Annotated in this window: 15 protein-coding genes; 6 read left to right on the top strand and 9 right to left on the bottom strand. The window is 73.2% G+C overall.

Going from position 1 to position 11,395, the window contains the following annotated elements; translation table 11 throughout:
* Positions 1-169 precede the first annotated feature (169 nt).
* Positions 170-397: a hypothetical protein gene (locus ACNF49_RS01160; protein ID WP_357966952.1), complete on the bottom strand. Its 228-nt coding sequence runs from the start codon at positions 395-397 to the stop codon at positions 170-172.
* A 41-nt stretch (positions 398-438) separates the two neighbouring features.
* Positions 439-1,326, bottom strand: a complete 888-nt coding sequence (locus ACNF49_RS01155; RefSeq protein WP_482942541.1) for a maleylpyruvate isomerase N-terminal domain-containing protein — start codon at positions 1,324-1,326, stop codon at positions 439-441.
* Between the two features lie 167 nt (positions 1,327-1,493).
* Between ACNF49_RS01155 and ACNF49_RS01150 the strand changes: the two genes are divergently transcribed.
* A complete protein-coding gene (locus tag ACNF49_RS01150) occupies positions 1,494-2,252 on the top strand; it encodes an NAD(P)H-binding protein (RefSeq protein WP_482942540.1) in 759 nt (252 codons plus the stop codon).
* A gap of 5 nt (positions 2,253-2,257) precedes the next feature.
* Here the strand turns inward: ACNF49_RS01150 and ACNF49_RS01145 are convergent, their stop codons facing one another.
* On the bottom strand, positions 2,258-2,389 hold the full coding sequence (locus ACNF49_RS01145; protein WP_482942539.1) for a hypothetical protein: 132 nt from the start codon (positions 2,387-2,389) through the stop codon (positions 2,258-2,260).
* 172 nt (positions 2,390-2,561) lie between these two features.
* On the opposite strand from ACNF49_RS01145, the gene ACNF49_RS01140 reads away from it, so the two are divergent.
* Positions 2,562-3,005 carry an HIT family protein gene (locus tag ACNF49_RS01140; RefSeq protein WP_482942538.1) on the top strand — a complete coding sequence of 148 codons (444 nt, stop codon included), beginning with the start codon at positions 2,562-2,564 and terminating at the stop codon, positions 3,003-3,005.
* Between the two features lie 45 nt (positions 3,006-3,050).
* Here ACNF49_RS01140 and ACNF49_RS01135 read toward each other — a convergent pair whose 3' ends face one another.
* From ACNF49_RS01135 to ACNF49_RS01125, 3 genes are all read right to left on the bottom strand, one after another.
* A complete protein-coding gene (locus ACNF49_RS01135) occupies positions 3,051-3,863 on the bottom strand; it encodes an inositol monophosphatase family protein (RefSeq protein ID WP_482942537.1) in 813 nt (270 codons plus the stop codon).
* Positions 3,864-3,873: 10 nt separating this feature from the next.
* Entirely contained in the window at positions 3,874-4,209 is a 336-nt protein-coding gene (locus ACNF49_RS01130) for a hypothetical protein (protein WP_357966967.1), read from the bottom strand.
* 161 nt (positions 4,210-4,370) lie between these two features.
* Positions 4,371-4,874, bottom strand: a complete 504-nt coding sequence (locus ACNF49_RS01125; RefSeq protein ID WP_482942536.1) for a hypothetical protein — start codon at positions 4,872-4,874, stop codon at positions 4,371-4,373.
* Positions 4,875-5,012: 138 nt separating this feature from the next.
* On the opposite strand from ACNF49_RS01125, the gene ACNF49_RS01120 reads away from it, so the two are divergent.
* The 4 genes from ACNF49_RS01120 (at position 5,013) to ACNF49_RS01105 (ending at position 8,129) form a co-directional block, all read left to right on the top strand.
* Complete coding sequence (locus ACNF49_RS01120) at positions 5,013-5,687, top strand: response regulator (protein ID WP_482942535.1); 675 nt, start codon at positions 5,013-5,015, stop codon at positions 5,685-5,687.
* The gene (locus ACNF49_RS01115; protein WP_482942534.1) at positions 5,684-7,066 is read left to right on the top strand and encodes an ATP-binding protein; all 1,383 of its coding nucleotides are present in this window, start codon (positions 5,684-5,686) and stop codon (positions 7,064-7,066) included. The genes ACNF49_RS01120 and ACNF49_RS01115 overlap by 4 nt, the downstream gene beginning before the upstream one ends.
* The gene (locus ACNF49_RS01110; protein ID WP_482942533.1) at positions 7,063-7,509 is read left to right on the top strand and encodes a GerMN domain-containing protein; all 447 of its coding nucleotides are present in this window, start codon (positions 7,063-7,065) and stop codon (positions 7,507-7,509) included. The genes ACNF49_RS01115 and ACNF49_RS01110 overlap by 4 nt, the downstream gene beginning before the upstream one ends.
* 98 nt (positions 7,510-7,607) lie before the next feature.
* Positions 7,608-8,129, top strand: a complete 522-nt coding sequence (locus tag ACNF49_RS01105) for an EF-hand domain-containing protein (protein ID WP_482942532.1) — start codon at positions 7,608-7,610, stop codon at positions 8,127-8,129.
* A gap of 7 nt (positions 8,130-8,136) precedes the next feature.
* On the opposite strand, the gene alc is transcribed toward ACNF49_RS01105, so the two are convergent.
* From alc to ACNF49_RS01090, 3 genes are read right to left on the bottom strand one after another with little or no spacing between them, the layout of a single operon-like run.
* Complete coding sequence (gene alc / locus ACNF49_RS01100) at positions 8,137-9,276, bottom strand: allantoicase (protein ID WP_482942531.1); 1,140 nt, start codon at positions 9,274-9,276, stop codon at positions 8,137-8,139.
* Positions 9,273-10,613, bottom strand: coding sequence for an allantoinase AllB (gene allB, locus ACNF49_RS01095; RefSeq protein WP_482942530.1), 1,341 nt, complete (start codon positions 10,611-10,613; stop codon positions 9,273-9,275). Before allB ends, alc begins: the two co-directional genes overlap by 4 nt.
* Positions 10,613-11,395: an aspartate/glutamate racemase family protein gene (locus tag ACNF49_RS01090; protein WP_482942529.1), complete on the bottom strand. Its 783-nt coding sequence runs from the start codon at positions 11,393-11,395 to the stop codon at positions 10,613-10,615. The genes allB and ACNF49_RS01090 overlap by 1 nt, the downstream gene beginning before the upstream one ends.

The following is an 11,395-nucleotide window of genomic DNA, read 5'->3' as shown; positions in this document are numbered from 1 at the left end:
CCACCGACCCCACGAGCCATCGGCCCACGGGTCTCTGAGCTCATGAGTCACTGACCCACGAGCCTCGGACCCCGTGAGTCACCGAACCCGGGCGCCCGCAGCCGGGGACCACGGCGCGCCGGTCCCGCCCATGTGGCCGTCGGGGCACACGGGCGTCGCGGACCGGCTCTCAGAGTTTGTACAGCTTGTTGAACGGCGTCGTGATCCGTTCCTGCCGGGATCCGAAGTCGACCAGAACGGCGACGTCGTCCTCCACACCGATGACGACACCGAGGCCGAATCGGTCATGGCTCACCCGGTCGTTCATGTCGAACTGCTCCGCGGGTGGCGCCGGAGGCGGCGGTTTGAAGGGACTTGTGGGCAGGTGACGACGAGAATCGCCGCTGGCTCGCTTCATCTCCTCCAGTATGCGCCCACCGGGTGAATACTTTGTGGCGTTCACACCTGTATGGACTCGGCGCGTGAGCGCGGAACCGTTGTCGTGGGCAGGCGTACGAACCGCAGAAAGGCCGGCAGCAGCCACGGACGCCGCCCCCAGACCGCCACCTTGCCCGTGAGCGCGGCCCGCGTCCTGGACATCCGGCCGAACAGCAGCAGGTTCAGCGCCGCCGGGTCGAACCGCACGTGCGCGTCCACCTGCGGCCCCATCTCGGCCACCGACACCCGCCCGTGGTCGAGCGCCAGCGCCGCCGGCGCGGTGTGCGCGGAGTGGAACCCGACGGTGATCCGGCGGGGCGGGGCGGGCGTCCCGGTGTCCATCAGATGTCCGTAGTCGTTCCTGATCATCCCGATGAGGAACAGGTCGAAGAACAGCCCGGCGTCCCGCGCGGGCACCGACCATGGGGTACGGGTCGCGCGGGCGATGTCCCAGCCGTGCAGCAGCAGCTCGTTCAGCAGGTGGGCCAGCACGCCCGCGACGGGCACCCGCGCGTCGCCCAGCCACGGGACCGGCGTCGCCGGATCGACCTCCGCGCCGGCGCGCAGGATCTCCCGGACGTCGCCGCGCAGCCGCTCGGCCAGGACGACCGGGTCGCGCTCGGGGAAGTGCTCGAACGCCAGCTCGTTCAGGGCGCTCACCGTGTCGACGTTCGCGCCGAGTATCGGCCCGGCCAGCTCCGGGAACGGCGTGGTCACGTCGCCGCGCACCACGCGGGTGTAGAGCGAGGCGATCGCGGTGACGTGGGCCGCGGTCTCGGCGACGGTCCACTCCCTGGTCGCCATGGCGTGGGGATCGACGATGGAGACCAGCTTCGCGAACCGGTCGGTGGCCGCCTTGAGCGAGCCGCGCACCGACGCCCATTTGCCGTACGTGATGAGCTCGTCCATGTTCATCTCCAGAGGTCCACGATCACGCTAACCCGGGTGACCTGGGCGGTCTTCTCCGGAAATGCTCCTCTGGGGGCGTCGTGCGCCCGCGCCCGGCGAAAAGCGGTGGCGTCGCAGCACGTCCCGGCAGTTCACTTTGAGCACCCACCCGGATCAGAGGGAGCTTCATGATCGTTGTCTCGGCGGCATCGGGCGCGCTCGGCCGTCTCGTCATCGACCGGCTGCGCACCGGAGCGGACGTCGTCGCCGCCGTACGCGATCCCGCCCGCGCGCCCGAGGGCGTACCGGTGCGGCGGGGCGACTACGACGACCCGGCGAGCCTGCGCACGGCGTTCGAGGGCGCCGCCCGCCTGCTCCTGATCTCGTCGCCGGAGCTCGACCCCGGCCGCCGGATCGGCCACCACCTGGCCGCCCTCGCGGCCGCCGTGGACGTGGGCGTCGGCGCCGTCGTCTACACCAGCTTCCTGGACGCCGACACCGTCGCCACCGGCATGACCGAGGCCCACCACGCCACCGAGCAGGCCCTCCTGCGCAGCGGCCTGCCGTACACGATCCTGCGTCACCCCTTCTACAGCGACGCGTTCGTCCCCCGGGTCTCAGGCGGCGAGCTGACCGGCAGCGGCGGAGGGCGCGGCCTGAACACCGCGTTCCGGTCCGACCTGGCGCAGGCGGCGGCCAACGTCCTGACCGGCGAAGGCCACGAGGGCCGCGCCTACGACTTCACCGGGCCGCTGTGGACCCACCCGGAGGTGGCCGGCGCGCTGGGCGTGCCCTACCGCGAGATCCCGGACGCCGCCCCCGGCCCGATGGCCTGGCTGAACGCCCGGATCCGCGCCGGCGCCCTGGAAAGGCAGACCCCCGACCTGGAGGACATCCTCGGCCACCCCGCCCGCACGATGCTCTCCCACCTCCACGCCACCCGCTGACCGCCCTACTTCCGGCTGCGCAACATCACCACGGCGAGCCAGACGATGGTGGGCAGCAGGATCAGGAACACCAGGGCCCCGACACCGAGGGCCAGGTCCGCATCGGAGATGTGCTGAGACGGCAGATCATCCTTCACCCGGCGATGCTATCGATCACCACCGGCTCGCCGAGCGCTCGCGCGCAGGGGCCGTCGTTGCTCGTCGGCGGACTGCGGCGGGTCGTGATCATCGCCTGTAGGGTCGGGTGTCATGAGTGGTGAGTGGCGGCAGGACAGGGTCGGCAGTGCGTTGGCCGGTCGGAATCCCACGGTGCTCAGGCGGCTGGACGCCGGTTTCGCCGTGATCGGTGACACCCAGTTCCTGCCGGGATACTCGGTTCTCCTGACGGACGAGCCCGGCGTGCAGCGGCTGTCCGACCTGCCCCGAGCCAGGCGGATGGCCTTCCTGTCGGACATGGAGCTGCTCGGTGAGGCGGTCGAGCGGGCCTGCGGCGCGCTGGACCCGGCGTTCCGGCGGGTGAACCTGGAGATCCTCGGCAACACCGACCCCTTCCTGCACGCGCACGTCTGGCCGCGGTACGAGTGGGAACCGGCCCGGCTGGTCGGCCGGCCGGTGTGGCTGTATCCGCCGGACAGCTGGACCGACCGGCGGTTCGCCCTCGGCCCGCGACACGACCCGGTGCGTGCGGAGATCGATCGGCAACTCGGCGTGCTGTACGCGGCCCACGGGACCCCGCCCCGCGCAGGCGGCTGAAGCGGGGCCCGGGACCGGCCGGTCCGGCTTCGCCGCCGGGCGGGCCTATGCGGGAGCCGCGCCGTGGAAGCGGGCGGCGGTGAGGAGTTTCAGGAGGTCGGGGGCGAGGGCGGGGCTCGTCGCGATGGTCGCCAGGGAGGCCATGGTGTGGGGGCTGCCGTCGAGGTCGACCACCAGGGCTCCGGCCTCGCGGGCGATGACGACGCCCGCCGCGGTGTCCCACGGGTTGTTGCTGAGCATGACGCTTGCGCCAACCTTGCCGTCGGCCACCCACACGAGGTCGATCGCGGCCGAGCCGAGCATCCTGACGCGCTGGACGCGAGCGGCCAGTTCCTGGGTCAGGGCGAAGCGGGGACGGTTGCGTTCCGGCGCGTCCTCGCCCACCGCGTAGTCGCCCAGGGCGACGACGGCGTCCTGGAGTTCCGCGGCGCCGCTGACCTGGACGGGCGAGCCGTTGGCCGTCGCGCCGGCGCCCTGGGCGGCCGAGTAGCGGACGTCCAGGAACGGCAGGCCGACGACGCCGAGCAGCGGCACGTCCCCGTCCACCAGGCCCAGGGAGACCCCGCACAGCGGGATGCCGTGCAGGAAGTTGGCCGTGCCGTCCACGGGGTCGAGGACCCACGTCAGGCCCTGGCCCGGCCGGCTCGCGCCCTCCTCCTCGCCGAGGAAGCCCACCTCGGGCGTCTCCCGCGACAGGAACTCGCGTACGGCGTGCTCGACGGCGAAGTCGACCTCGGTGGCCATGTCGCGGTCGCCCTTGGCGGTGACGACGCCGGGAGCCCGGGTGGTGATGATCTCGCCGGCGATCGACGCGGCTCGTTCGGCGACGGGCAGCAGCGTCCGGACGTCGATGGTCATGCGGGCCGTCCTAGGGCAGTTCGGAACGCGTCAGGGCCCTGGCGAACGGCTCTCCGGTGGCCCGTGCGTGCGCCATCCGCGCGCGGGCCTCGCCGAGCGTGCGCGGCCGGTAGCCGGGCCCGCCGCAGCAACTCTTGTGGAAGCCGACACCCGCGTTCAGCAGCAGCGAGAGCACCCGCCAGGCCGCGGTGTCGCGCCGCCGGGGAGCCGCGAAGGCGGAACCCACGTGGATCAGCGGCTCGCCGCACCGCGGGCACGACCGGCCCCGGTCGCCGGGCAGCGGGTAGGGCTGCTTGTACGAGGCCCGGCAAGGCAGGCAGACGAACGACGTCTTCGCATGACCCATGCGCCCAGGGTAGCCCCCGTGACCGGCCGGGCACCGGGCCCGGCCCCGTCACGAACGGCCGGCCCCGGCTCCTGACGCCAGGAGCCGGGGCCGGCCGGAGTCCCGCCAACCCTCACCGCGTTCACAGCGGGAAGGGCATGGCCTGGCGGGGTGCGGGATGGTTAGTTCTCCTCGTACGGGGCGGGCGGCCGGAGCAGGTCGCAGCCCTCGAAGACCTGCCTCTCGGCGGCCGAGCCGGGCTCGACCTGCTTGAACCCGGCCGGCTTCGCCTCGTCCTTGGTGACGGGCTGCCAGACGCCGCCCTTGCGCAGGCACTGCGCCCACGCGGCGAACTTGGCGTCCTCCTCCGGAGTGGCCGGTTCGGAGCCGCCGAGCAGCACCGAGTCCCACTCCTTGCACGCCTTCATGGCGGCGTCGAGCTTGGCCTGGGTGACCTTGCTGACGGCGCTGGTGTCGAGGTCCTGTCCCTTGACCGGGGCCGGGATGTCGATCCCGTTCTCCCGCATGCACCCGGCGAACTTCACCGCGGTCTCGTGCCAGCTCGGTTTGCCGGAGTCGGGCGCGGGGCTGGACGAGCTGGCGAAGCTCTGCGTCCCGCACGCCGCGCTCAGGGCAAGGACGGGCAGGGCGGCCAGGACGGCGAGACGCCGCTTGCTGATCAACACGGTTTCCTCCAATGGGTCGGTCGGCTGCCCAACACCGTGGCCCGCCGTTGTGAGGAGCCCGTCCGCTCCATGTCATGAACGTGTAATAGCTTCCGAAGCCGCACAAACCGGCACGCCAGGCCGCCGATACTGGAACGCATGGCCCGTGTCTTGCTGATCGAGGACGATCCCCACGTCAGGGACGCTCTGACACTCGCCCTCAAGAGCCGGGACCACGAGGTGCGATCGGCGGCGACCGGGGAGGAGGGGCTGGAACGGCTGGCACGCTTCGCCCCCGACGTGGTGGTGCTCGACCTCATGCTGCCCGGCATCGACGGGTTCGAGGTGTGCCGTCGCATCCGTGCGACCACGTCCGTCTCGATCGTGATGCTGAGCGCCCGGGGCGACGACTTCGACGTGGTCGGCGGGCTGGAGGCGGGCGCGGACGACTACGTGGTCAAGCCGGTGCGCCCGCAGGTCCTGGAGGCCAGGATCAGGGCCGTGCTGCGCCGTACGGACGGTGTGCCCTCGCCCGTGGAGAGGTACGGCGGGCTGTGCGTGGACCGCGCCTCCCTCACCGTGAGCAGGGACGGACGGCAGGTCGCGCTGCCGCCGATGGAGTTGCGGCTGCTGCTGCACCTGTCGGCCGCGCCGGGGCAGGTCTTCAGCAGGCAGCAGTTGCTGGAGTCGGTGTGGGAGCACGACTACCTGGGCGACTCGCGGCTGGTGGACGCCTGCGTGCAGCGGCTGCGGTCCAAGATCGAGGACGCGCCGGCCGAGCCGCGGTACGTGCAGACCGTGCGCGGATTCGGTTACCGCTTCGGGCCGGTATGAACTGGCTGCGCGGGTTGCGGGTCCGGCTGGTGATCACGTTCGTGCTGGTGGGCGGGCTGAGCGCGGTGGGGGCCGCGGGCCTGACGTACTACAAGGCGCGCGTCAACCTGCTGGCCGGGGTGCAGGACCGGCTGCTGAAGGACTTCAGGAACCGGGTGCTGCTGCTGTCGCGCGACGTGGCGCTGCCCGCGGGCGACGAGGAACTGGCCCTGCTGGCCGAGGACCTGGAGGTCGGCGACCGCAAGGTGTACGTCGTCAGGGACGGCGCCGTGCCGGGCGACGCGCGCGTCACCGCCGAGCTGCGGGCGACCGTCCTGCGGTGGCCGGAGCTGGCCTGGCAGCGGGTGGAGCGCGACGGCGTGCCGTACCTCGTGGCCGGCAGCAGGGTCATGCTCCGCGCCGGCGGCACGCCGTCGGGAATCAGCGTCTACCTCGTCGAGTCGCTCGGGCAGGCCGCCTCCGACGAGACGGCCGTGCTGCGCGCCGCGCAGGCGGCGGCCGTGCCCGTCGTGCTGCTGGCGGTGCTGGCCGGGCTGCTGGCCGCGCGTGGCGTCCTGCGGCCGGTCGCCGACCTGGACCGGGCGGCCCGGCACCTGGGCGAGGGACGGCTGGAGACCCGCCTGCCCGTCCACGGCGGCGACGAACTGGCCCGGCTGGCGGGACGCTTCAACGAGACGGCCGCCGCGCTGGAACGCTCGGTCGGCGAGCTGCGCGAGATGGAGGCCAGGTCCCGGCGGTTCGTCGCGGACGTCTCCCACGAGCTGCGCACGCCGCTGGCCGCCGCCACCGCCGTCACCGACGTCCTCGAAGCGGGCGCCGACCGGCTGGACGCCGACGCCGGAACCGCCGCCCGGCTGATCACCGCCGAGGTCGCCCGGCTCACCGCGCTCGTCGACGATTTGATGGAGATCTCCCGCTTCGACGCCGGAGCCGCCGCGCTCAACCTCAACGACGTGGACGTCGGCGCCGCCGTCGCGGCCTGCCTGCGGTCCCGCGGCTGGAGCTCGGAGGTCACCGCGGATCTGCCGTCCCCGGACGTCCGCGTTCCGCTCGACCCGCGCCGCCTGGACGTCATCGTGGCCAACCTGGTCGGCAACGCGCTGCGGCACGGCGCGCCGCCCGTCGCCGTCCGGGTGCGCGCCACTGGTCAGACGGTCGCCGTCGAGGTCTCCGACCAGGGGCCCGGCCTGCCCGCCGACGTGCTCCCGCACGTCTTCGAGCGCTTCTACAAGGCCGACCTCGCGCGTGCCCGCTCCGAGGGCAGCGGTCTCGGCCTGGCCATCGCCCGCGAGAACGCCCTCCTGCACGGCGGCGACCTCACCGTCGCCCCCGGCCCGGGCGCCGTCTTCACCCTCACCCTGCCGAGGAACCGTCCGTGAGGGCCTGGCCGCTCGCCCTGGTCCTGGCCGCCTGCACGGCCTGCGGAGTCGGCCCGACCGGCGTGATCCGCGCCGGAGAGGCGCCCCGCGGCTTCATCCAAGGCACCAGCCTGTACTTCGTGCGGCACGACCGTCTCGTGCCCGTCACCCGCCCGGAGGGCCCGCTGGCCGCCGCCGAAGCCGTCGAGCTCCTGACCGGCGGCCCCACCTCGAAGGAACGCGAGCGCGCGGTCGTCACCAGCCTGCCGAAGAACCTGGCCGTCCAGGTGACCGGCGACGCGTTCGCCCTGGGGGCCTCGACGTCCCGGCTGTCACGGACGGCGACCGGGCAGCTCGTCTGCACGATCGCCGCCGCCACCGCCGCCGAGCGCGGCGTGGAGGTGGACGACGTACGCGTGACCGTGCCGGGCGACGGCCAGGCCCGCTGCGCGGACTTCACCTGACCCTCCACCCTGCGTAACGGATTAGTCACTCAAGCGACTATGGTCACGATAAGTGATCACTCGACAGCATTGAGTCTCCCCGAGGAGTGGAGGCAGATGTGGCCAGTGAGTTCCAGCGGAAGAAGGTCGGCGGAGTCTTCCAGGCGATGGACGTCGACGGCGACGGCCGGCTGACCCAGGCCGACTTCCAGGCGCTCGCCCACCGCTGGTCGGCCGTTGCGGGGCCGGCCGACCCGGAGCGGCTGACCTCCGTCATGACCGGCTGGTGGCCGGTGCTCAGGGCCGCCTCCGGCGGCGACGACGGCGTCTCCCTCGACCAGGTGCTCAGCGTGGTCGACGTGCTCGGCGACATGACCGACGCGGTCGCCGGCACCGCCGACGCGATGTTCGAGGCCATCGACCTCAACGGCGACGGCCTCATCTCCCGTTCGGAGTACGGCGCGCTGATCGAGACGTGGAACGGCGCCCCCTCGGCGACCGACGACATCTTCCCCCGCCTCGACCTGGACGGCGACGGCCACCTCTCGCGCGAGGAGTTCCGCCTCCACTGGACCGAGTTCTGGGCCGGCGACGACCCGGACGCCCCCGGCTCGTACGTGTTCGGCGCCCCACCCGAATGACCCGAGGTCAGAGGGGCGGTCCCGCCGGCAGGAGCAGCGCCGGGGGCAGCACGTCGCCGTCGGCGAACGGCCGGCGGCCGACGAGCTCCTCGGCGGTCCGGCCGGGCACGCCGGCCTCGCGGAGCACCTCGACGGCGTGTCCGGCCGGCAGCAGGTCGAGCCAGCGCAGCACGGCCGCCCGGTGGGCCTCGGCGTCCAGCTCGCCGTGCACCCGGAGCCGGGCCAGGCCGCCGTCGGGGAAGACGTCGAGGCGGACGTGCGTCACGGGCGCGGACGACGCCGGGCGCAGGAAGTGCCGGGTGTCCGGCTGCAACCGGGTCTTCGGGATCAGCTCGAACCACTCCGCGTCCGCGTCCGGATCGTCCGCGCCGGTACCGCTCAGCGAGGCCCAGCCGGCCGCGTTGCCGACGAAGTACGACGTGTCGATCTCCACCCGGCGCACCCGCCCGCGGGCCGCCAGCCTGACCGTCACGTGGTCGTTGCCGCCGTCGCGGCGGCGGGCGTTCTCCCAGCCGTCGCCCATGATCCGGGCCCTGCCGGGCAGCAGCAGCTGCACCGGTGCGGAGTAGAACGTGTTCGAACAGGCCACCACGTTCCCGCCGTGCTCCAGCGCGGCCAGGTCGATCGTGCCGTCCAGGAAGCGCGGGTCCGGCACCGGCTCGCCGTGCACCCGGAACCGGGCCACCCCGCCGTCGGGGTAGATGCTCAGCCGCACGTGCGTCCAGCGCCGCGGGTCCGCGACCTCGAACGTGTTCTCGGCGTCGCCCCTGATCGCGCTCTTCCCGACGATCGTCTCCCAGTTCGCCCGCTCCAGCTCGGCCGGTGACGGCGCTCCCTCGACGCTGGTCGCCTCCACCGAGGCGTACGGCGGGTAGTTGCCCTTGAACCAGGCGGTGTCGATCACCACCCCGCGCACCACGCCGGGGACGCCGAGCCGGACGATCGCGTAGTCGTTCCCCGGCTCGCGTCGCCGACGGGTCTCCCAGCCGTCGTACACCTTGCCCTTGTGGCCGAAGTCCTCCGTCGAGAACCCGGCGGGGCCGGGCTTGATCAGGTTCTCCCGCTCGGCGAACAGCTCGTCGTTGGCGTACACGACACTGCCGGCCAGCGCTCGTGAGGCCAGGTCCGGGAAGTGGGTGAAGGTCATGCGTCTCCTCGGTCGAGCAGCCGGCCCCGCGGCGGGCCGTCGATGTCGATGCGTTCGCCGCGCAGCCGGCTTCCGCGGACCACGCCGGTGAGCGGGCGGCCGTGGTAGGGCGTCACGGGGTTGCGGTGGTGCAGCCGGTCCTTGTCGGCCACGAACGTCTCGTCGGGCGCGAACACGCAGAAGTCGGCCTGGTGGCCCGGCGCGATCCGGCCCTTGCCGGACAGTCCCGCCACCTCCGCGGGGCGTCCGGCCATCCAGTGCGCCACGTCGGTCAGCGAGTGGCCGCGGCGTCTGGCCTCGGTCCACACCGCGGGCAGGCCGAGCTGCAGCGACGCGATGCCGCCCCAGGCGAGGCCGAAGTCGCCGGTGTCGAGCCGCTTGAGCTCCGGCGTGCACGGCGAGTGGTCGGAGACCACACAGTCGATCGTGCCGTCGGCGAGCCCCCGCCAGAGGGCCTCGCGGTTGGCCGCCTCGCGGATCGGCGGGCAGCACTTGAACTGCGTGGCTCCCTCGGCGATCTCCTCGGCGCTGAACGTCAGGTAGTGCGGGCAGGTCTCCACGGTGATCCGGACGCCGTCGTCCCGGGCCGAGCGGATCATCGGCAGCGCGTCCGAGCTGGACAGGTGCAGAATGTGTACCCGGCAGCCGGTCCGGCGGGCCAGCTCGATGACGTGCGCGACCGCGAGGTTCTCCGCGCCGCGCGGGCGGGAGCGCAGGAAGTCGCGGTAGCTCGCGCCGCGCGCGGGCGGCGCGTGGTCGATCACGTGCGGGTCCTCGGCGTGCACGATCATCAGCGCGTCGAACGCCCGCAGCTCGCGGAGCGCGTCCGCCAGCTCGGCCGGCTCCAGAGGCGGGAACTCCGGCACGCCCGAGTGCAGCAGGAAGCTCTTGAAGCCGAACACGCCCTCGTCGTGAAGTCCGCGCAGCTCGCGCAGGTTGCCCGGCACCGCGCCGCCCCAGAAGCCGACGTCCACGTGCGCCTGCCCCCGGGCGGTCGCCCGCTTCAGCCGCAGCGCCACCGCGTCGGTGGTGGGCGGGATGCTGTTCAGCGGCATGTCGACGATCGTCGTGACGCCGCCGGCCGCGGCCGCCCTGGTGGCGGTCGCGAACCCCTCCCACTCGGTCCGTCCCGGGTCGTTCACGTGCACGTGGCTGTCCACCAGGCCGGGCAGCAGCACCTCGTCGTCGCCGAGCCGGACGACCTCGGCGGCCGCCAGGTCGGCGTCCAGCGGCTCGACCGCGACGATCGTCCCGTCCCGTACGCCGATGCTGCGGGCCGCCTCCCCGGCGGGGGTGACCACTCGACGGGCCCTGATCAGCAGGTCCAGCCGGGCCATCAGGCGACACCTCCGTGGTCGTGCCGTCCCGCGCGGACCGGCCGGGCGCCGGCCGCGGCCCCGTCGGTGATCGGCCATCCGGTCACGGTCTTGGGGCGCGGCGCGCCGTACGTGCGCACCTTGCTCGTGGTGAGGCCGAGCCGGACGAGCCCCTCGGCGAGGGCGACCGCGGCGGCCACGCCGTCGACGACGGGCACCCCGGTGGCCGCGGTGATCTTCCGGTCGAGCCCGGCCATCCCACCGCAGCCCAGGCAGATCACCTCGGCCCGGTCGCCGGTGACGGCCTCGCGGGCCTGGGCGACGATCGCCTCGACGGCCCGGCCGGGATCCTCCTCGAGCTCCAGGACCGACAGCCCGCTGGCCCGGATCGACGCGCACCGGCCGGCCAGCCCGGCGAGCCGCAGCCGGTCCTCGATCTGCGGCACCGCGCGGTCCAGCGTGGTGACCACCGAGTACGTCCGCCCGATCAGCATCGCGACCTGCGCGGCCGCCTCGGTGATGTCCACCACGGGGACGTCGAGCAGCTCCTGCAACCCCTCGCGGCCGTGCTCGCCGTACCCGGCCTGGATCACCGCGTCGTACGGCTCGTCGTAGCGGACCACCCGGTCCATCACGGCGACCGCCGCCAGGTAGCTCTCGAAGTTCCCCTCCACCGACTCCGGCCCGAACGACGGGGTGAGCGCGACGATCTCGACACCCGGCGAGGCGTGCGCCGCCGCCTGGGCGCGGATCGTGTCGGTCATCGACCGGGTGGTGTTCACGTTCACGATCAGGATGCGCAC

The organism is Actinomadura sp. ATCC 39365 (genome assembly GCF_054392275.1).
Note: the sequence above shows the minus strand (reverse complement) of the source record. Positions and strands in the feature narration are given on the sequence as shown.

What these genes read in the sequence shown, in the direction of transcription:
- allB (WP_482942530.1), bottom strand. Translation starts at nt 10,613, where the DNA reads ATGGCCCGGCTGGACCTGCTGATCAGGGCCCGTCGAGTGGTCACCCCC.
- ACNF49_RS01120 (WP_482942535.1), top strand. Translation starts at nt 5,013, where the DNA reads ATGGCCCGTGTCTTGCTGATCGAGGACGATCCCCACGTCAGGGACGCT.
- ACNF49_RS01150 (WP_482942540.1), top strand. Translation starts at nt 1,494, where the DNA reads ATGATCGTTGTCTCGGCGGCATCGGGCGCGCTCGGCCGTCTCGTCATC.
- ACNF49_RS01135 (WP_482942537.1), bottom strand. Translation starts at nt 3,863, where the DNA reads ATGACCATCGACGTCCGGACGCTGCTGCCCGTCGCCGAACGAGCCGCG.
- ACNF49_RS01130 (WP_357966967.1), bottom strand. Translation starts at nt 4,209, where the DNA reads ATGGGTCATGCGAAGACGTCGTTCGTCTGCCTGCCTTGCCGGGCCTCG.
- alc (WP_482942531.1), bottom strand. Translation starts at nt 9,276, where the DNA reads ATGACCTTCACCCACTTCCCGGACCTGGCCTCACGAGCGCTGGCCGGC.
- ACNF49_RS01160 (WP_357966952.1), bottom strand. Translation starts at nt 397, where the DNA reads ATGAAGCGAGCCAGCGGCGATTCTCGTCGTCACCTGCCCACAAGTCCC.
- ACNF49_RS01155 (WP_482942541.1), bottom strand. Translation starts at nt 1,326, where the DNA reads ATGGACGAGCTCATCACGTACGGCAAATGGGCGTCGGTGCGCGGCTCG.
- ACNF49_RS01115 (WP_482942534.1), top strand. Translation starts at nt 5,684, where the DNA reads ATGAACTGGCTGCGCGGGTTGCGGGTCCGGCTGGTGATCACGTTCGTG.